Source organism: Parabacteroides sp. AF17-28, assembly GCF_003479205.1.
GTDB classification, from domain to species: domain Bacteria; phylum Bacteroidota; class Bacteroidia; order Bacteroidales; family Tannerellaceae; genus Parabacteroides; species Parabacteroides acidifaciens.
Genome location: NZ_QUGV01000006.1, coordinates 185,507 through 206,084, shown reverse-complemented (window position 1 = coordinate 206,084; position 20,578 = coordinate 185,507). Strand labels below are relative to the sequence as shown.

Annotated in this window: 18 protein-coding genes, 3 tRNA genes and 1 pseudogene; 13 read left to right on the top strand and 9 right to left on the bottom strand. The window is 46.3% G+C overall.

Annotation, left to right across the window (positions count from 1 at the left end):
* Positions 1-3,131: pseudogene (locus DWW90_RS06430) on the bottom strand (hypothetical protein); the annotation flags it as partial.
* A 648-nt stretch (positions 3,132-3,779) separates the two neighbouring features.
* Positions 3,780-4,667, bottom strand: coding sequence for an Rpn family recombination-promoting nuclease/putative transposase (locus DWW90_RS06420; RefSeq protein ID WP_122344392.1), 888 nt, complete (start codon positions 4,665-4,667; stop codon positions 3,780-3,782).
* Positions 4,668-6,368: 1,701 nt separating this feature from the next.
* Here DWW90_RS06420 and prmC point away from each other — a divergent pair.
* From prmC to DWW90_RS06360, 11 genes are all read left to right on the top strand, one after another.
* Positions 6,369-7,217 (top strand): peptide chain release factor N(5)-glutamine methyltransferase, encoded by an 849-nt coding sequence (gene prmC, locus DWW90_RS06410; RefSeq protein WP_122344390.1) that lies wholly within the window; start codon positions 6,369-6,371, stop codon positions 7,215-7,217.
* On the top strand, positions 7,214-7,708 hold the full coding sequence (locus DWW90_RS06405; RefSeq protein WP_122344389.1) for a regulatory protein RecX: 495 nt from the start codon (positions 7,214-7,216) through the stop codon (positions 7,706-7,708). The genes prmC and DWW90_RS06405 overlap by 4 nt, the downstream gene beginning before the upstream one ends.
* Positions 7,686-8,375 carry a ComF family protein gene (locus DWW90_RS06400; RefSeq protein ID WP_233547656.1) on the top strand — a complete coding sequence of 230 codons (690 nt, stop codon included), beginning with the start codon at positions 7,686-7,688 and terminating at the stop codon, positions 8,373-8,375. Before DWW90_RS06405 ends, DWW90_RS06400 begins: the two co-directional genes overlap by 23 nt.
* A 130-nt stretch (positions 8,376-8,505) precedes the next feature.
* Positions 8,506-9,144, top strand: coding sequence for an orotate phosphoribosyltransferase (gene pyrE / locus DWW90_RS06395; RefSeq protein WP_115500935.1), 639 nt, complete (start codon positions 8,506-8,508; stop codon positions 9,142-9,144).
* Positions 9,145-9,154: 10 nt separating this feature from the next.
* The gene (locus DWW90_RS06390) at positions 9,155-9,565 is read left to right on the top strand and encodes an SRPBCC family protein (RefSeq protein WP_122344387.1); all 411 of its coding nucleotides are present in this window, start codon (positions 9,155-9,157) and stop codon (positions 9,563-9,565) included.
* 11 nt (positions 9,566-9,576) lie between these two features.
* The gene (gene argH, locus DWW90_RS06385; RefSeq protein ID WP_122344386.1) at positions 9,577-10,917 is read left to right on the top strand and encodes an argininosuccinate lyase; all 1,341 of its coding nucleotides are present in this window, start codon (positions 9,577-9,579) and stop codon (positions 10,915-10,917) included.
* Between the two features lie 3 nt (positions 10,918-10,920).
* The gene (locus tag DWW90_RS06380) at positions 10,921-11,385 is read left to right on the top strand and encodes a (2Fe-2S)-binding protein (RefSeq protein WP_122332482.1); all 465 of its coding nucleotides are present in this window, start codon (positions 10,921-10,923) and stop codon (positions 11,383-11,385) included.
* 75 nt (positions 11,386-11,460) lie between these two features.
* Positions 11,461-11,533, top strand: a tRNA-Gly gene (locus DWW90_RS06375).
* Positions 11,534-11,554: 21 nt separating this feature from the next.
* Positions 11,555-11,639: transfer RNA gene (locus DWW90_RS06370), tRNA-Leu, on the top strand.
* 42 nt (positions 11,640-11,681) lie between these two features.
* Positions 11,682-11,754: transfer RNA gene (locus DWW90_RS06365), tRNA-Gly, on the top strand.
* Positions 11,755-11,840: 86 nt separating this feature from the next.
* Positions 11,841-12,761, top strand: coding sequence for a DMT family transporter (locus DWW90_RS06360; RefSeq protein WP_122344385.1), 921 nt, complete (start codon positions 11,841-11,843; stop codon positions 12,759-12,761).
* Between the two features lie 32 nt (positions 12,762-12,793).
* Here DWW90_RS06360 and gltA read toward each other — a convergent pair whose 3' ends face one another.
* The 7 genes from gltA to DWW90_RS06325 all read right to left on the bottom strand — a co-directional run bounded on the left by gltA (position 12,794) and on the right by DWW90_RS06325 (position 19,855).
* Entirely contained in the window at positions 12,794-14,263 is a 1,470-nt protein-coding gene (gltA, locus tag DWW90_RS06355; protein ID WP_122344384.1) for an NADPH-dependent glutamate synthase, read from the bottom strand.
* 18 nt (positions 14,264-14,281) lie between these two features.
* Positions 14,282-15,079 (bottom strand): sulfide/dihydroorotate dehydrogenase-like FAD/NAD-binding protein, encoded by a 798-nt coding sequence (locus DWW90_RS06350; protein WP_122344383.1) that lies wholly within the window; start codon positions 15,077-15,079, stop codon positions 14,282-14,284.
* A 95-nt stretch (positions 15,080-15,174) separates the two neighbouring features.
* Positions 15,175-15,558 (bottom strand): co-chaperone GroES family protein, encoded by a 384-nt coding sequence (locus tag DWW90_RS06345; RefSeq protein WP_115500949.1) that lies wholly within the window; start codon positions 15,556-15,558, stop codon positions 15,175-15,177.
* 162 nt (positions 15,559-15,720) lie between these two features.
* Positions 15,721-16,293: a DUF4251 domain-containing protein gene (locus DWW90_RS06340; protein ID WP_115500940.1), complete on the bottom strand. Its 573-nt coding sequence runs from the start codon at positions 16,291-16,293 to the stop codon at positions 15,721-15,723.
* 71 nt (positions 16,294-16,364) lie between these two features.
* The gene (locus DWW90_RS06335) at positions 16,365-17,705 is read right to left on the bottom strand and encodes an MATE family efflux transporter (RefSeq protein ID WP_122344382.1); all 1,341 of its coding nucleotides are present in this window, start codon (positions 17,703-17,705) and stop codon (positions 16,365-16,367) included.
* Positions 17,706-17,805: 100 nt separating this feature from the next.
* On the bottom strand, positions 17,806-18,813 hold the full coding sequence (locus tag DWW90_RS06330; RefSeq protein ID WP_115500950.1) for an ABC transporter ATP-binding protein: 1,008 nt from the start codon (positions 18,811-18,813) through the stop codon (positions 17,806-17,808).
* Positions 18,814-18,820: 7 nt separating this feature from the next.
* Positions 18,821-19,855 (bottom strand): iron ABC transporter permease, encoded by a 1,035-nt coding sequence (locus DWW90_RS06325; protein WP_122344381.1) that lies wholly within the window; start codon positions 19,853-19,855, stop codon positions 18,821-18,823.
* 81 nt (positions 19,856-19,936) lie between these two features.
* Here DWW90_RS06325 and DWW90_RS06320 point away from each other — a divergent pair, with 81 nt between their 5' ends.
* Positions 19,937-20,164 (top strand): hypothetical protein, encoded by a 228-nt coding sequence (locus DWW90_RS06320; RefSeq protein WP_122344380.1) that lies wholly within the window; start codon positions 19,937-19,939, stop codon positions 20,162-20,164.
* Entirely contained in the window at positions 20,152-20,544 is a 393-nt protein-coding gene (locus DWW90_RS06315) for a type II toxin-antitoxin system RelE/ParE family toxin (protein WP_122344379.1), read from the top strand. Before DWW90_RS06320 ends, DWW90_RS06315 begins: the two co-directional genes overlap by 13 nt.
* Positions 20,545-20,578 lie beyond the last annotated feature (34 nt).

Sequence of the window (20,578 nt, the reverse complement as noted above, 5' to 3'; positions counted from 1 at the left end):
ACACCACCGTTAGCAGCGATAACCGTTACGCCTTCAGCGTTGATCGTTTCGTTACCTGTTGCAGCTTCGTCTTCCGGAGTTACGTTAAGAACGTTTACGACAACTGCATCTTCTTTCGGACCCATTGCCAATACACCGTTGATGTTATGAACATAGTTCTTACCGTTGTTATTCTGGCATACGATGTTGTATTCGTTATCTGCATCTTTGCTTGCAAATTCGAAGCTGAACTGGAAGTTCTTAACACCAGCTTTAACATTATGCTTCAAACCATCGGCTGAACCGGCAAGTTTAGCAGCGATAGATACAGTGTCGATCTTAGCAGCAGCATCCATAGTCGGAACTAACAATGTATCCTGAGCCATGATAGAAGCAGTGCGGAACATTACGCGGTTTGCACCTGCACCATAGACATACGGAAGTTCTTTGTTTGCATCCTTTGCAGCAGCAGAGTCCACGGAGTTCCACATGTACAGTCTGCTTGCAGCCACTTCTTCAGCAGCCTTAACACCCTTCGTGATGTAGTAAGTGTAAGGAGCAGCATTTTCATAATGTGCTGTATCCAACCAGAAGATAAAGTCTAAGTTGTCATAAGCATCAGCCTTCAAATCACCTTCACGGACAGCGATAGCCTGGTTCTTTGCGTTAACGGCAGCATAGTCGCCATTGATAGCCTGGATGCGTACGTGTTTCGGCAGAGATTTGTAAGAAGCAGGAGCAGCCTGCGGTTTAACGATGAACATGTCGTTACGTTCGTCCAAGTCCATAGCAGAGATAGTCTTGTACTGAGTACTGATAACCATTTTAGTAGCTTCGTCTAAACCGTCAGCCAAAACATAAGTAGAATCAGTATCGACAGCGATCATGTAGAACTTAGTGATATCAGCAGGAGCGATGTTGGATTCGTGGATGAAACGATAGTTACCGTCTTTCTTTACCAGGTAAGTAGAGTCGGCATCATTGTAGATCGTGTAAGATACATTTATCAAGTCTTCGTTTACACCATATTCAGTTTCTGCACTCGGAGTCAAAGTAAACAGCATTTCGCCTTCAGCGATCTTCAAGCTGGAGTCTTTTACCATTACGATCGTCTGTCCTGCCAATACGTCAGCAGCAGAAGTGATGGTGAACTTGTTGTTCTTTGCATCGTTAGCTGTGATATATTTGAAACCGATATAAGCGTTGTCTTCGTCTACGTCGTCAGCGGCAACTAATTGGATGGTGTCACCATTGATAGCAAATATGTTGTTGTCTTTGTCTACAACGTTAGTTACACCCTGCCATTTAGCATCTGCTGTTGCACGGTTTTCAATAGTGTAATTACCTTTGTCTACACCGGCAGCCTTAGAAACTACGAATTGAGCATACGGATTGAATGCCTGAGCTTTTGCTACATAATTAGCAGCATTAACCGGGCTTTCGTCAAAGTACAACCCATAATATTTGTTAGCAACACTGGCACTTTCTTCTTTCTCTGCGTCAATTACATAATACAGACCTTCAGCGATTGTAGCGTCACCACCGATAGTGGCGTCTTTATCGGATGTTTTGATGGTAGCGATCAAGTTGCCGTGAGTTTCTGTAGTAGATGTAATCTGACCGATAGTCAGAACTTTCGTGTTAGAAAGTTTACGGATTACTACTTGCTTAGCAGGAGAAACAGCAGTAACAGTCAGAGAGTTCAAACCATCTGCGTAGTTTGCACCGTCTTTGATGGCAGAAGTAGATACAAGAGCTGCTGCACTATTTGTAGATACGGTTGTAATAACCAAGCCGTTGAGAGCTGTTAAATAAGCATTAACTTTAGCGACATAAGCTTCCTGTTTTTTCTTCTCAGCAGCGTCTTTCGAATAAGTAATTTCCTTAATAGCCTTCTTTACTGCGTCAATCAAATCTTGTCCTGTTTTTGCAGAACCAGAAGCTCCAGCCTCTGTAAATTGCTTTACCTCTGCAAATTTCGTTCCTCCAGGGAATTCGGTTGCTTTATCTTTAGTAGAGAATAATGTTACGCCTGTTTTCAACTTGTCGACAACTGTTTTAACAGCGTCAATTTTTCCATCTGTAGGCAACGCAGTATGCATAGCATCCAAAGTAGTTGCCACAGGAATAGAAGTCTGAACATAAGCCGGAGCAATTACCATAGAATCATTCGGAATGTAATAAGTTACAGTGAATGCTGCAGTTGCCGGATGATGTTTTGCTATAACTGTACGTTTATCGAAATTAGAAACTGCATCAGAAGTAGGTTCTACAGCAATTGTATCAACTTTCAATACATTGAATTCTTTGCTTGGATCGTAGAAGTTGTAGTCTACCAACAGATACTCTTTCTGCGTTTTATCTGCAGCATCCATAGCATCGTTCATACGGTTCTTATATTCTTTACCGTTAGTTAGGAAAAGAACAGACGTTCCACTACTTGCATATGCACCATCAGTCATTTTTGCATCAACCGCTTCCCACTTGTTAGCCGTCAACACATTCTTTTCAGTAGAAGATACATTTTCGTCAGTGAAGAATAAACGACCTGCATTTGCTTTTACCAAAGCGTTGAAGTCGGAAGCTTTCAATGTTACAGCAGAAGCAGAAACATCACCCAAATACATTGTAGTATTAGATTGAGCAGCTGTAGCCTTAGTTGCACCAAAAGTTAATGCACTACCACTTGTTCCAATCGTGAAGACAGTATCACCCTTTATTGCATACAAAGCATTACCTGCTGCATAAGCCCATTCTGTGTTACCACCTTTTTCATTAGCAGTAATATTTTCAGAGCGTCCGCCACCATCGACATCCGATTGCAACTTAACTGACAACAGTTGGCCTGACAAGCGGTTTGTAAATGAATAAGTATAAGTTGTTCCAGCTTGAGTAGTATGAGGAATCAACTTAACCTGCCAAAGAGAACCCAGCAAGCTGTTAATCTTGCCAGACCAATCTGAAGCGTCTACTGTTGAAAAATCACCTTTAGCATCCATTGTCAGGTAAGTGGTTCCACCAGTTGCCGTTGACAAATGGATGAACTGACCGTCTTTCAAATCTGTAGTGGCAATATCTGCCGCCATCACATTTGTAGACAATCCACCGGCTACCAGAGCGGCAGCCAAAAGAGTAGAAAATCTCTTGTTCATAATCATTAAAAATTAATTGTTAATAAAATAGTGTTTAAAAATCCAACAACTAATTTCACGAAGGGGGTGAGAACACCCCCGCGAATGATTATGAACGGGCATAAAAAAAACGCGAGCGTGTTATCTATTATCAATTCAAAGGCTCTGGTAAGCCCGCTAAACAATAATAGAACAACAGCTCGCGCCTTATACGATATAATACACTCCTCCCATATAAAATGGCAGGTGAAGTTATACGTAGTCAGCGCAAGCATTTACTGTCTATTATTCCGTTTAGCTAAAAATTTACCAGATTTTTGAATTGGAATAATCTTCGTAAAATGCTTACAATATGTAATTGATCCCGCGCTTCGTGGGCCGCTGCCCACTACGGAATCGTTGCAAAGGTAAATAGGTTTTCCGAATCAACAAGGGAAAACGCCCATAATTTTCCAAAACAGATGGGTTACAGGACGAAACAATACCGTTTATGCAACATATTCCTGAAACCACAGCTCTTCGGGAGAGCGTTCATTTACGTATTCTACGTTATCTGCGTCCGGTTTATTAGATATGACACACTGCCACTGCACATAAGGAAATAAACAAATCAGCCGGGTTATCGAACAAGCAACACCCCGGCTGATTCAATTGGTTAGCATTGATAAATCACAATCCATTAATTTCCTCTACCGACAAACCGGTACATTGCGCAATTGTTTCAATATTGATCCCCTGTTTTTTAAAATTGGCAGCAATAAGACGTTGTTCTTCGATTTTGCCTTCTGCTAAGCCTTTCTCCATCCCATCTTCAAAACTTGTGTCAAGGGCAGCAGAAAGGTCGCGCTCGACGGAGAGGCTCAATTCATATTCCAAGCGTTGGTCGGGGGTCATGCGCTCTACCTCCACGATGCTTTTCAGCTTGCGGAATATCTGATTGTTCAGTTCTTGGGGTAATCGTTCCATGATCTCGATGTTATTTAAAACGTATAACCACTTCTTATAAAGCGTGTCGCACTCATGCAAAGGTAATACAAATTTTGGCATTTCAAGATAGATCTCATTCAGTGTTTCGCTAAACGGGACTTTCAGTTCCCGGTCCATACGCACTACATCCCAACGATATTTATGGGGCAATGACGGTTCCATTACATAGTTCAGGACGCAGACGACGTAGACTTTACTAATCTGATAGTTCCACCGTTTCCGGATCTTTTCGTCCGGTTCTTTTTCTAACTTTTCCTTTACGATCATGGACTGTTGCTGAATGGCGAACGAAGCATAATACAACACCCTGTCGGAGAAATACTTCTGACGGCTTTTCTGCATCTCACAAATGAAGACTTCTCCTTTTTCGTTTTCACAGAAAATATCGAAAACGGCACGTCGCTGATCCTGCTTCAAACCGAGCATCTCGACATTCCGGAATGTGATGTCGACAATCACTTCCTGTTGAATCACTTCGTTTAGAAAACTGATAATGAGATCTTTGCTTACTTCGCTGCCGAAAATTTTCTTCCAGCCAAAATCCGAGAAGGGATTGATAAATTTGTTCATAATTAATTGTTTTAGTTGTTACTATTAACACTTCTTTGGCAAAGGTAGACAAATATTGCAGATAGAGTGAATAAAAATGAAATTATTTTTATTGCTGTTTCCACAGGTATAGAATCCTGTTTGTTTTATATATGGCAAGTTTTGAATCTTCTGCAAACCTGACAAATTACAATAACCCCCATTTTCGACTATTTTTCTATTTCGTCCGAAATCTTGATCGATTTTGGATTGACTCTTTTCACGGTTTAAGCTCCCCTTTCTGACAATCGGAAAAACGAGGTGCGCAGTCCGTTCCCAAAAGCGTGCAATTTGATTACCCAAAAGCGGAAACGCCGACAAAGTGATAAAGCTTAACTCCCGGAGAATCGAATATTTGAAAATAAAACGGACGGCGTTCCAAATATCCAAAGGAAATTCAGGTGCTTTTTTGCCCTTAAGATGGTCCTCTTTTCAATTACGACCGTCCAAATCGCCATTACGACCGTCCTAATCTTCGCGAGGTGCCGAGTGCACTACACATTAGCACGGTCGTAATGGCAAAGAGGACGGTCGTAATGGCGGAAAACGCTCGAAAAGGAGGAAAAAGTCCCTTTTTGAGGCCCAAAAAGCGGATTAACATTTGTTTTGTTTCGGATGTCTTTTGGACTTGAAAGATGCGTTTTTTACAATAAGCCCCCTTGCCGCAGGCTCTCTTTTGCCGTTGATTTCAATCAACGGATTGATAAATTCCCGGCTTTGCCGGATTCCTCTGCGGGTTTAAACCCCTTTCAAATATCTACAGGCAATCTCTATTAATGGGGCTAAAGCCCACAGAGGAAGAGGCTTTGCCTCTAAGCTCTAAAACCGTTCTTTAAAACGAAAAGGCAAAAGAGAGCCTGCGGCAGAGGGGTTATTGTAAAAAACGCATTTTTTGAGCTCGAAAGGTCCCCTAATTCAAACAAATGTCAACCCACTTTTCAGCCGTCAAAAAGGGGCTTTTTCCTATGATCAGGCACCTTATCGCCATGAAGAGGGACTTTATCGCTCTGATCCGGGACTTTATTGCCCTGAAGTCGGACTTCATATAGTACGAAGTCACCCTTCAGAGCGATGAAGCGTTACTTCACGGCAATTTTCTGCGCACCTCACGGCAACAAGCCCCCAAAATTTCCTTTAGATATTTGGAACGCCGTCCGTCTTCGTTCGCAAATATTCGATTCTCCGGGAGTTAAGCTTTATCACTTTGCCGGTGTTTCCGGTTTTCGGTAATCAAATTGCACACTTTCCGGAACGGGCTGCGCACCTCGTTTTTCCGATTGTCAGAAAGCAGAGCTTAAACCGTGAAAAGAGTCAATTCAAAATCGATCAAGATTTTGGACGAAATAGAAAAACGGACGAAAAGAGGGTTATTGTAATTTCCATTCCCGCACTCGATGCGGGATCGCAAAGGAACAGACGGTATCATAATCCTCAACAGAGCCGTCAGGCTCTACTTCCGGCCTAAGCTGGTGAGCGTTAAGCGCAGAGACCGCAGTGAGCGGCAGGAGCGTCTGCTGTAGGGGTCGTTCGCGAACGACCCTTACGACGCGACAGCGAACGAAGGGAACGGAGTAGCGAAGCAGGTTCGGCCTTGACTTTTTGGTTACTTTTGGGTCAAGCCAAAAGTAACAGATCTTTGTTAGTCCAGATTAAATCCGTATTTTTGCAGAAAAATAGAATTATATGACTGAAACCCTCGCATATATAAAAGAATCTTTGAAGGACTTGTATCCGCCTTCCGAGATCAGTAGCCTGGTCCGTCTGATCATGGAGCGGGTGAGTAATATCCAGCCGCATCATTTTCTATTCTGTAAAGATAAGGTACTGCCCGAAGCCGAAAAGAACCGGATTCACGAGATCGTCGAACGGCTGAAGGAAATGGAGCCTATACAATATATATTAGGCACAGCCGATTTCTACAGCCTGCAATTCGAAGTGAACCCGTCTGTCCTGATACCACGGCCGGAAACGGAAGAGCTGGTCGAACAGGTCATCATCGACAACGAAGGGAAAAAGATAAAAATATTGGATATCGGTACAGGCAGCGGCTGTATCGCCGTCACGCTGCGCAAACACCTGAAGCAAGCCAGCATTATCGCAACAGATATCTCGGCCGAAGCATTGGACACGGCTCGCAGGAACGCCAAACGCAACAACGCTACGATTACTTTTATCCAGACAGATATCCTGAACCCCGAAAAAGCGGAAATGGACATCCCGTTCATACTGGATGTCATCGTCAGCAATCCTCCTTATATTAAGGAAGAGGAAAAGATCGATATGGAAAGGAACGTGCTCGACTACGAACCGCATATCGCCCTCTTCGTGCCGGACAACGACCCGCTGCTGTACTATTGGCACATTGCCCATTTCGGTAAGAAAAAACTGAGAAGGAACGGAAGGCTCTATTTCGAAATCAATGCCGCCTACGGCTCGATGGTCGTCGAAATGCTCGAGGAAGAAGGTTATAAAGACATCGAACTGATCCAGGATTTATCCGGCAAAGACCGGATCGTAAAAGCACGGAAATGAAGCAACTCAGCGAACCTGAAATGCTTCACCGGGCAGCCGCCTATTGTTCTGCCGCCGAACGTTGCATCCAGGATGTGGAAAAGAAAATCAAAGCGGCGGGGTTGACCGGGGAAGAAAGCGACCGCATCATCGCCCGCCTGCTGAAAGAACGTTTCATCGACGAAAGCCGCTTTGCCCGTTATTTCGTAAATGACAAACTGCGCTTCAACAAATGGGGACGTATCAAAATCAGCTATGAACTCCAAAGGAAAGGCATTCCGGCGGATATCCGCACGGAAGCATTAGCCGGCATAGACGAACAGGAATATCAGGATATCCTGTTCTCCCTCTTGAAAAGCAAAAAGAAAACAACCCGGGGCAAAGACGAACGGGAGACTTACATCAAACTACTCCGTTTCGCCGCCGGACGCGGATTCGAGGGACGGGACACAAGCCGTTGCCTGAAGCAGCTTTTCAACGGGAATGACTATGATGAAGACACTTTTGAATGACCTCCTGAACCTTTTCTTCCCGCGACTGTGCCTGCTCTGCCAGACACCTTTGATAAAAGGGGAAGAACATATCTGCCTGCATTGCTCGAACAATTTGCCTTATACGCATTTCACGGACTTGGAGACGAACGCAGCCTGCCAGTTGTTCGAAGGGAAAGTCCCTTTTGTCGCCGCCACCGCCCTGCTCCGTTTCGAGCATGGAGGATACGGGCAAAAGCTGATCCACTCCCTGAAATATCACGGAAATAAGGAGTTAGGATATCAATTGGGCCGCATGGCTGCAATCGCTTATCAGAAAGCCGGGCTGTTTGACACGGTCGATGTCCTGCTCCCCGTTCCTCTTCATCCGGAAAGGCTGAAACAAAGGGGATATAATCAGTCGGAATGGATTGCACGGGGCATTCAATCCGTCACCGGAATACCGGTCGACACCACCTCTGTTGCCCGCATCAAAAAGACGGAAAGCCAGACACGCAAGCAAGTGTACGAACGGCAGAAAAACGTAGAAAATATCTTCCGGCTGAACGACTCCGAAGCATTGAAAAACAGGCATGCCCTATTGGTGGACGACGTGATCACAACCGGCTCGACATTCCTTGCCTGTGCCGCTGCAATACAGGCGGTTCCAGATATCCGGATCAGTTTTTTGGGGATAACCATCGCCTGAGAAACACGAATTTGCCGGAAACCTGTTATACAATATGTATGGCTTATTTTTTTCAAGAACTACAAGGTTATCTCATTCCCTTTATCTACCTTTGCGGACTGATATAAACATATTATATTTATTAGGTTGTATGAAAACACTGGAAAGATTAGTAGCAGAGAGATTATTAAAGATTAAGGCGGTTAAACTGCAGCCGGCCAATCCTTTCACATGGGCATCCGGTTGGAAATCACCAATCTACAATGACAACAGAAAAACGCTTTCCTATCCGGAAATCAGAAGTTTCATCAAGTTGGAACTGGCTCGGACAATCAGCGAAAAATACGAAAATGCCGATGCTATCGCCGGTGTTGCAACCGGAGCTATTGCTCAGGGAGCATTGGTAGCCGACCTGTTGGGCCTGCCGTTCGTATATATCCGCTCCACTCCTAAAGATCATGGGTTGGAAAACCTGATCGAAGGTGAACTGAAACCGGGTTCAAAGGTTGTGATTGTTGAAGATTTGGTTTCTACAGGCGGCAGCAGTTTGAAAGCAGTACAGGCCGTTCGTAATTTCGGTTGCGATGTAGCCGGTATGGTTGCGATCTTCACGTATGGTTTCCCTGTTGCTGTAGAAGCTTTCAGAGATGCAAAAGTAACTTTGACAACGCTGAGTAACTACGACGCAGTCTTAGAAGAGGCTTTGCGTACGGATTACATCGACGAGTCCGAAATCGCGATCCTTCAGGAATGGCGCAAAGACCCGGCTAACTGGAATCCGGGAGTATAATTGAAACAGAATGACTGAATTTGTTAGTGAAGTAAAAGCGATCCCCTTTAATGAGGATCGTATTTTTAATATGCTGTCCGACCTCTCCAACCTGGAAAAGGTGCAGGAGCGCATACCTCAAGATAAGATAAAAGATTTCGAGTTCGACAAAGACTCTTGCAGTTTCAACGTCGCACCCGTAGGTAAGATAACCTTCCAGATCGTAGAACGCGAACCGAACAAGACGATCAAGTTCACGACAACGAATTCTCCCGTCCCCCTGTTCCTCTGGATACAGCTGAAACAGATGGAAGAGAATGACACACGGATGAAAATGACCGTCCGCGCCGATCTGAATCCGTTTATCAAGCCAATGGTATCAAAACCGTTGCAGGATGCAGTCGATAAGATATCGACACTGTTGGCATCCCTGCCTTATTAATTGTATTTTTAATGGCTCAGAAACTTTGGGAAAAAAATGTTCAGGTAGACCAGGAAGTGGATACCTTTACGGTAGGTAAAGACCGGGAGATGGATCTCTATCTGGCTAAGTACGATGTGCTTGGCTCGATGGCTCATATCACTATGTTGGAAAGCATCGGACTGCTTACCCGGGAGGAACTGACCGTCCTGCTTGCCGAACTGAAGAATATTTATGCCGTTGCCGACAGCGGCCGGTTTGTCATTGAAGAGGGTGTGGAAGATGTCCACTCGCAGGTGGAACTGATGCTGACACGCCGCTTGGGTGATACGGGAAAAAAGATACACAGCGGCCGGTCGCGTAACGACCAGGTGTTGCTGGACCTGAAACTCTTCACCCGCGCGCAGATACAGGAAATAGTAGAACTCGTATCCGGCCTGTTCGAGGTGTTGATCTCGCAGAGTAACCGGTATAAAGAGGTACTGCTTCCCGGATATACGCATTTACAGATCGCCATGCCGTCATCGTTCGGACTTTGGTTCGGCGCTTATGCCGAAAGCCTCGCCGACGACCTGCAACTGATGCAGGCAGCCTATAAGGTTTGCAACCGTAACCCGCTCGGCTCTGCCGCCGGATATGGATCTTCTTTCCCGCTGAAGCGCCAGATGACAACAGATTTGCTTGGCTTCGACTCGCTCGACTATAACGTCGTGTATGCACAGATGGGACGTGGCAAGATGGAACGCACCGTAGCTTTCGCTATGGCGGGCATTGCCGCCACACTATCCAAATTAGCTTTTGATGCCTGCATGTTCAACAGCCAGAACTTCGGCTTTATCAAGTTGCCGGACCAGTTTACGACAGGTTCCAGCATCATGCCGCATAAAAAGAATCCGGACGTATTCGAGCTGACACGCGCCAAATGTAACAAGCTACAGGGATTACCCCAACAGATCACGCTGATCAGCAACAATCTTCCGTCGGGTTACTTCCGCGACCTGCAAATCATAAAGGAAGTATTCCTTCCCTCCTTCGACGAACTGAAGGACTGCCTCCGTATGGTTACGCATATGATGCGGGAGGTGAAAGTGAACGAGCATATCCTGGACGACGACAAATACGCACTTCTTTTCAGCGTAGAAGAGGTCAACCGCCTCGTACTCGAAGGCGTGCCTTTCCGGGATGCCTACAAGCAGGTCGGCCTGAACATCGAAGCCGGAAAGTTTACCCCTGTTAAGGAAGTCAGCCATACGCATGAAGGAAGTATCGGTAATCTGTGCAATGATCAGATTTCCGCCCTAATGCAAAATATTGTGGACGGTTTCGCGTTTAATAGAGTAAACGAAGCTGAACAACAGCTGTTATCCGAATAAACGATGAAACGATTTTTATCCTGCTTACTTGTATTATTGGCTCTATCGTGTACTAAAACAATAGAGACAACTATTCCTTATTGCCCTGTTTATCTTGAACTGGATTTAACTTTTCAAGATCGTGCATTAAAAGATATGCAGGCATATAAGATATATACACAATCGAATATTGATCAAGCTGGAGAAAAGACAGGTTTTGGTGGAGTCTTAGTATATCATGGACTCAACAACAACGGTGGAGCAGCTGATGCTTATTATGCCTTTGATGCAGCTTGCCCCTACGAAGCCCTAGCCAATATAAAGGTTGAAGTAGATGAAAACAAAATATATGCAATCTGTCCAAAATGTGGAAGTAAATACGAAATCTTAAACGGTATTGGAAATCCAATAGAAGGTCCCAGTAAAAGTTACTTACAACAATATCCTGTAACCCCTATGGGTAATAAACTTTATATAAGAAATTACTAATTTTCCTGTCCAAATATTTGCAGAAACAAAAAAATCATCTACCTTTGCACTCGCAAACGAAAACAATGCAACAACGCGGAAGTAGCTCAGTTGGTAGAGCATAACCTTGCCAAGGTTAGGGTCGCGGGTTCGAGTCCCGTCTTCCGCTCATCTCTTAAGAGAAAGGGATGCTCGAATGGTGGAATCGGTAGACACGAAGGACTTAAAATCCTTTGGCCATTGCGGCTGTGCGGGTTCAAGTCCCGCTTCGAGTACGGTACAGACGCACGGCCGTGCGTCTCAACAGATTACATTTTGCGGAAGTAGCTCAGTTGGTAGAGCATAACCTTGCCAAGGTTAGGGTCGCGGGTTCGAGTCCCGTCTTCCGCTCGCTTCCAAAAGGCCTCGTTATTCTCAGGAATAGCGGGGCTTTTTACTATAACAAAAAACTAACATCGAAATAAACGATACTCATTATGAAGAAGGGACTCCTTTATGCAATCATCGCTTCCGTTCTGTGGGCTATTGTAACGCCATTCATCAAGCAAGGACTCAGTTATGATTTTACTCCGATGAATTTTGCCGGAATACGGTTTACGCTGGTCGGCATCATTCTATTTGCCTACACCTGGCATAAAGGGATGTGGCGGGAGATCAAACAAAACAGCAGGCTATTCCTTAACCTGATTCTAATCAATATGTTTTTAGGATATACAGCCTTTTATATAGGCGTGGACTTCGTCAGCGGAGCCATCTCTTCCATAATCATGGGGATGACACCTCTCATCAATGTCCTGCTTGCCCACCTCATCGCCCGCAATGACAAACTGAATATTTATAAGACCTGTAGCCTGCTGGTCAGTTTAATCGGCCTGTTCCTGATTATCGGGATGGGAAGCGACGGCAAGCCGCTGGACACAAAAGGCATTGCCGGCGTCGTTCTCCTACTGCTCAATATCATTTTGCAAGGCTATTCGGCCATATCTGTTTCTGAAGATAAGGGGAAGGTAAATCCGATATTTCTGAATGCGGTTCAGATGTTCTTCGGCGGATTGCTTATTTACATTGTCGGAGTGTCTGTTGAAGGCTTCCATCCTTTTATCGGCAAACCGGCAGGATTCTACATCAGTCTCGGCGTATTGGTCTTTATTTCCGTCTTTGCCTTCAGTTTCTGGTTCATGGCGTTGCAAGATGCGAAAAGCAAAGTGTCGGACCTCAATATGTGCCGCCTTATCAATCCCATACTGGGAGCTGTCCTGAGTTGGATCATGCTGGCCGATGAATATCCGACGTTCAGCACTGTCACCGGTATGCTGATCATTGTCAGTTCATTAATCATCTATTTCAAGGGAGAAAGCTTGGTTAAACGGATAAAAAAGAAAGGGACACAGACGTAAAGTCCATGTCCCTTCTCCATATTGAATATCAATTATCCTCTCAAAGCCGCATCCATCGCCGCAGCCGCCTTGCGACCGTCTCCCATTGCCAGGATTACGGTTGCGCCGCCACGGACAATATCGCCGCCGGCATATACATCAGGCAGCGTCGAACGCATGCTTTCTTCGTTTACCACGATCGTACCCTTGCGACTTACTTCCAGCCCTTGGAAGGCACGCGGGATAAGCGGGTTCGGGGAAACACCGACACTGACAATCACTTCGTCCACATCGATCGTTTCGATCGCTCCCTCGACAGGCACAGGACGACGGCGTCCGGAAGCATCCGGTTCGCCCAGTTCCATCTTCTGCAGGCGCATCTGTTTGACACGGCCGCGTTCGTCGCCGATATATTCAACCGGGTTATGCAAAGTCATAAACTCTACACCCTCCTCTTTGGCATGTTTTACCTCTTCCAGGCGGGCAGGCATTTCTTCTTCACTACGACGGTACACGATCATGGCACGCTCGGCACCCAGACGGCGGGCCGTACGGACAGAGTCCATCGCCGTGTTACCGCCACCGATAACCGCCACCTTCTTACCCTGCAATACAGGCGTATCGCTTTCAGGGTTGGCTGCATCCATCAGGTTGACACGTGTCAGGTATTCATTGGACGACATAACGCCGACCAGGTTCTCGCCCGGTATATCCATAAAGTTCGGCAGTCCGGCTCCACTGGCGGCAAAGATACCTTTGAAACCATCGGCATGCAAGTCTTCATAGCTGATCGTCTTACCGACAATACAGTTTGTCAGGAACTGCACGCCCATCTTACGCAAGCCGTCTATCTCGACATCCACAATCTTATTCGGCAAGCGGAATTCGGGAATACCATATTTCAGTACGCCTCCGATCTCATGCAACGCTTCGAAAACCGTCACATCATACCCGCGTTTCGCCATATCGCCGGCAAAGGAAAGACCGGCAGGGCCGGAGCCGACAACCGCAATCTTAATACCATTCTTTTCCGCCACTTCAGGCACGGAGATGTTACCGCTTTCACGCTCGTAATCGGCCGCAAAGCGTTCCAGATACCCGATAGCGACAGCCGGTTTTCCCATCTTCAAGTGAATACATTTGCTTTCGCACTGCTTTTCCTGCGGGCATACGCGACCGCAAACGGCAGGCAGGGCACTGGTTTCTTTCAGCACTTTGGCCGCTTCTAAGAACTCGCCCCGTTCGATGTTCTTGACAAAAGTCGGGATATTGATACTTACCGGACATCCTTGCATACAAGTCGGATTCGGACAGTCCAGGCAACGCTGCGCTTCCTGCACGGCCTGTTCCGCCGTCAAACCGAGGTTCACCTCTTCCAGGCGGGTATGGCTGCGGTATTCCGCATCCAGTTCATTCATCTCCACACGGGGAATATCCGTGCGTTCTTTATTTTTTTTGCTTTTCCGCAGTGCTTCCCTCCAGGGTTCGGCACGACGGGCGGCGATCAGTTCTTCTGTTGTCATTTGTTTACCGTGGTTTTGTTATTTCTTTTCAATATCTTTATAAGCACCGAGGCGCATCAGCATCTCGTCGAAGTCCACCTGGTGGGCGTCGAACTCGGGACCGTCCACACACACGAACTTGGTCTTTCCACCGACCGTGATACGACAGGCGCCGCACATTCCGGTTCCGTCTACCATGATCGTATTCAGGGAGGCGACCGTCGGTATTTCATATTTCTTCGTCAGGGCAGAGACAAACTTCATCATAATAGCCGGGCCGATCGTCACACACAGATCCACTTTTTCCCGGTTGATGACACTCTCGACCCCATTCGTTACCAATCCTTTCGTGCCGTAAGAACCATCGTCTGTCATCACAATCACTTCATCGGAATTAGCACGCATCTGTTCTTCCAGGATAACCAGGTCTTTCGTACGGGCAGCCAACACCACGATCACGCGGTTTCCGGCCTTATGGAAAGCCTCGACAATAGGCAACAAAGGCGCTACTCCCACACCGCCACCGGCACAAACGACTGTTCCGACTTTCTCGATATGGGTAGCCTGTCCCAACGGACCTACCAGGTCGGTAATATAATCACCGACATTCAGTTCACAGATCTTCTTTGACGAACCGCCTACAGCCTGAATCACGAGTGTGATCGTTCCTTTAGTCGTATCAGCTCCGGCGATAGTGAGGGGAATGCGTTCTCCCTTTTCCCCTACCTTCACGATAACAAAGTGGCCTGCCTTACGGGAGCGGGCGATCAGAGGAGCCTCTACCTCCAGTTTCACCACGTTGGCAGAGAAATGCTCTTTACTTACAATTTTATTCATTATAATCGCTACTATTGATAGATTGTTTTGTTGATTTGGTTGCAAAAATACATTTAAAAACCGAAAATCATAGTATTTTGCCAAACAAAAAGGACTTATTCGAACAAACCTTCATCACGGATCAGCATCAGGATGGCCGAATGCGGAACAATCAGGAACTTTTCCTCGTTAAAATTGATTTCATAAGCCGTATTCTGTAGAAACACAGCCAGGTCGCCCTCGTGTGCCTGCAAAGGCAGGTAATGCACTTCCCCGTCCTTCTTCTTTTCCCAGACTTCGTGCTCCTCGCTCTGCGAAGGAAGCGGAAAACCAGGGCCGACTTTAATGATATATCCGCTCTGTATCTTTTCCTGCTGAACGGTAGGCGGCAAATACAGGCCCGACTTCGTCTGGCTTTGCGGATTCTTCGGCTTGATAAGCACTTTATCGCCTACCATCAGGAACTTATCGATGTCTTTCTGATCTATTGCTAACTGCATAACTAAATATATAAAGAATAATTTACGAGAACAAAGATACAAAATGCTGTACATTCCTTCAAAAAGAATAGGCATCCTTTTGGAAAGAGATGCTGACCGCTTTCCAAAAGGATGCCTACTCTATATTTATGGGACAGGGACTGGTTTTGCGTACGAAAAAACTTAGATCGAACGTCCCTTAAAGACATTGGACTGATCCGAAGGATAGAGGTAACCGGTAAACGAGATACGGTTGCTGTTGAAGTTCGGACTGACAGTCGCCGTACATTTATTCGTTCCTTTCACCATGCGGATAGTCACATTTGCAGAAACGGCGACACCTTGCACCATCATGTTGAGTGTGACATTTCCTTTCTTATCGGTCTTCATTTCGACATTCGAGGCGCTACCGTCCACCGTAATGCCTCCGATACCGTTAGGACCGGCAGCGGCAGTATTGAATGACAACTGAATCGTAGCCCTGTCTCCCTTCATAGAAACGAAGTTCGTACTCGGGGTGACATAAACAAATCGTCCGCGTTTAAATTCGACACGTTCGGCTTCCAATACAAAATCTTTTTCTTTCAGTGCTTGCACGCCCTGTTCGAACAAGGCCATCTGTTCTGCTGCTTCAGCAGCTTTCTTAGCTTCTTTTTCCGCTTTCTTGGCAGCCTTATCGGCAGCTTTATCCTGCTGGGCCATCATGGTTCCCGCGCTAAAGAGCAGGATTGACAGTAATAATAATACTCTTTTCATACTTCTTATTCTTTTAGTTATAACCTAATCAATCTACTTTTATATAGTAGACAACCAAGATAACAAAAAGTTCAACCCAAGCCCTTACTTTTCATGTTTTTAACATGATACCAAAGAAACAGCCAAGCCGTGACCGCCGCAATGAAATCGGAAAAGGGAGCCGCATACCAGACGCCATCCAAGCCCCAGAAACGGGAGAACAGCAACATGGCCGGTATCAGGAACAGGACCTGACGGCTCAGACTCAAAAACATAGCTTTCCAGGCAATCCCGATACTCTGGAAAAACTGGCTGATCGATATCTGCGAACCGACCACAATGAACACCAGCAAACCGTTTGCCGTCACATCCAGCAAGGCCGGATCGTTCGTAAAAGCACGGGCTATCAGTTTCGGAAATACCACGCTACAGAAACAGCCGATCCCCATAATGATAGTGGCCGCAATGATGACTAAGCGCAGCGTCTCCTGCACCCGGTCGTATTTCTTTGCCCCGAAATTATAACCGACAATCGGCTGCATTCCTTGTGCAATCCCGATAACCAACATGACTAAAAGCATCCCGACACTGGAAATAATGCCGTTCGCCCCCAATGCCAAATCTCCTCCGTGCTGTTTCAAGGCATAATTCTGAATTACGACAACCAGACTGCCCGCCAGCTGCATGGCAAACGGCGAGACACCGATCGTCAGGATATTCCACACCACATGGCGTTCCAGACGGAACGTTCCCCTATGGAAACGCACGATACTGTCTTTCTGTACAAAATGGTTCATCACAAAGAGCGTACAAAGCAACATCGAGATAATTGTCGCAACAGCCGCCCCCTTGATTCCCATATCCAGCCAAAAGATAAAGATCGGATCAAGAATAACGTTAGCCACCGCCCCGATCAACATGGTAAACATCGCTTTCTTCGGATAGCCGGAAGCGCGCATCACGGCGTTAAAGCCAAAGCTGAGCGAAGTCAGGATCGTACCGGGAACGACGATATTCAAATAGTCTTTCGCATACGGAATCGTCTGCTCGCTTCCACCGAATGCGAGCAAAAGGTCTTCCATCCAGATCATGCAAGGCACTACGGTTACGATTGTGATAAGAAAAGTAAGCGTAAAAGCATTCCCCAACACTTTCTCCGCCATATCATTCGCTTTCCGCCCCAAATGGATGGACACACGTGTTGCGGCACCGGCACCGACCAGCATCCCGAATGCCTGAAGGAATAACAAAATAGGGAATGTCAAGGTAAGCCCCGCCATTGCCAACGGCCCAACTCCCTGGCCGATGAAAATACGGTCTACAATGTTATAAAGCGCATTGACCATTGTACCGATCACTGCCGGTATCGCGTAATGTAACAATAATCGGCTGATCTTCTCATTCTCCAGCCGCCATGTTATTTCGTTTGCCATATTTATATCTTCAAATCTAAATTAAACCTTTGTTACTTCCCGATGGAAATAAACTTCCATGCCCGGGAAAATTTATTTCCATGCCCGGGAAACTCTTTTTTCATGCCCATGGACTTTTTACCGCCTCTACTAAACCGGCAACTGTCGAAAGCACCTTTGCCGCACCATCCGGAAATGTGACAATCAGCTCATGCGGACTCCGGCAATCGACATTCAGCTGTCCTTCTTTCACCGGAGAAGGACGAAATCCATTTCGGATCAGAGCATTCCCGACCCAATAGGAAGCTAAGAAATCACCCTCCACACCTATCGGCAAGGTTGGCGCTTCGGTATTCAGCTTTCCGGTTGCAGGGTCGAACACGATACCTTCTTTTCCGAAAAAGGATTCAAAAGCCCCGCTCATAATCAAATCTTCAGGTGTTCCGCAAGCCATCGGACGCCCTTTCTCCTGCAACCAAAGGCAATCGCCCATCTGGATAGCTAAGTCCAGGTCGTGTGTGGAAAGCAAAATTGCTTTTTCCTGTTCGACAGCCAGGCGATGCAGCAAGACCATCGTTTCGATGCGGCTGGTCACATCCAGAAAGGCAGTCGGCTCATCCAGCAGAATAATCGGGCACTGCTGCGCCAAAGCTTTGGCGATCATAGCTTTCTGCCGCTCTCCGTCACTCAGTTCCGAGACGTAGTTATGCGCTTTATGAGCGATACCGGCGGCATCGAGTGACTGTTCTATGATTTCACGATCCTGCTTCTTCAACTGTCCGAAGAAACCGGTATAAGGATGACGCCCCAACGAGACAAGTTCATACACGGTAATTCCCCCCGCATTTGTCTTTTCTGTCAATACAACACCGACTGTCAGGGAAAAGTTCGCTTGCGAATAATCGGATAGCGGCCTGCCCATCAACCGGATTTCCCCGCCAAGCGGAGGCTGGAAACCGCAGAGTGTACGGAGCAAAGTCGATTTTCCGGCTCCGTTCAGCCCTAACAGGCAGGTGACTTCTCCCGGAACAAGTTGCAGGTTCAAATCATCGTGCACGACCTTCCGCTTACCGCCTTTCAACAGGTAGCCGATACTCAGTCCTTTTGTTTCTATTGCAAATGTTTCCATCCTGTCGTCAGTCAAAGTATTGTATGTTCTTCCGGTTCACAATCACATAAATAATCACGGGCGCACCTAACATCGGGGTTACGGCGTTCAACGGAAGAATATTGTTCGTTCCCGGCAACACCATCAGCAAATTACAAAGCAAAGCGATGCAAGAACCGGTCAATAGTGTAACGGGAACCAGCATCTTATGATTGGACGATCCCAACATCAGACGTGCGACATGCGGAACCGCCAGGCCTATAAAGGAGATCGGGCCGCAAAAAGCTGTCGTCGTAGCCGTTAACAATCCGGTACACAGCAGGATCAGAATGCGCGTACGTTTGATCTTGATTCCTAAATTGGCCGCGTACATCTCGCCCAAAAGCAACGCATTCAGCGGTTTTATCAACAGAATCGCCAACAGCAAACCGGCAAAGGTAAAACCCGTAAAATAAGGAAGTTGCTGCAAAGACACGCCCGAGAAGTTTCCCAACCCCCACATGACAAAGGCATGCACCTTATCCGTCGACGCATAATAATTCAACACCGAAATCAGGGAAGAAGCTAAATAACCGATCATAATGCCGATAATCAGCAGCATGACGTTATTCTTCACCTTTGCCGAGAAATAGACAATCAAGCCTAAAATACAAGCCGCCCCGCCAAATGCCGCCAAGATAACAGCTAAATAACCGCTGATCGGCAAATCCGAGACCATGCTCAACGAACCTCCGAAATAGAGCATAATCGCCGCGACTCCTAAGTTTGCCCCGTCACTGATACCCAATATGGAAGGACCGGCCAGCGGATTCCGGAACAAAGTCTGCAACAGCAAGCCGCTGACCGCCAGCGAAGCACCCGCCAGCAATGCCGTTACCGCCTGCGGCAAACGGCTCTGCAACACGATATTCTGCCACGCAAGCCGCTCCGTCCCTTCTCCTGACAATATCTTCACCACACTTTCAAGCGGGATCGACACGGCACCATAAACCAGCCCGCCTGCAAACAGCAGCAACAGGAGGCCGAACAGGAACGGATAAAAAAGAAAGGCTTGCTTTTTCATGCCTGCAAAGATAATGCTTTTTTAGTTGTCCAATCTAATACTTTTAGCTACCTTGCACACCTAATTAAAAACCAAAAGATTATGACATATATCGAACTTAAAAAGCAAAACCTGATCGAACGCCTGAACGCCATTTCAGATGAAAGCCTGCTCGATGACATCGAACAGCTGCTTAATGAGCGGGAAACTGTACTCCATTTCTCCCCTGAGTTGAAAGATAAAATAGACAAGGCACTGGAACAGATGCAGAACGGAGAAGTTTATACCGATAAAGAAATGAAGAAAAGATTCGCAAAATGGCTGGACTAAACAGGGATATAATCTGGACAAGTGATGTTCTGGATGAAATAGAAGAAACTATAACATATTACGATAAGAGAAATGGTTCTAATTATTACAGCAATCGCCTGATAAAAACTTTTCATCAGACAATGGAACGAGCATCTCTTTTCCCTTTATCCGGTCATGCAACAGAATATCCGCATGTGCGTTACCTCATAACAGTACCTTATTATTCCCTCTTCTACCATTTCAACAATCAAGCCATAACGGTCCTTGTATTATGGGATAACCGCCGTGAGCCGTCACGTCTGACTTATACGCTACGTAATCTCTCCCCACAATATCTGTGCGAGCCGGAAGTTCCATACGGAAAGCAGCATAAACCTGATTCCGGGAGTGGAAAATGAATAGTAAAGACAAAACATTTTGCGCAACATCCTT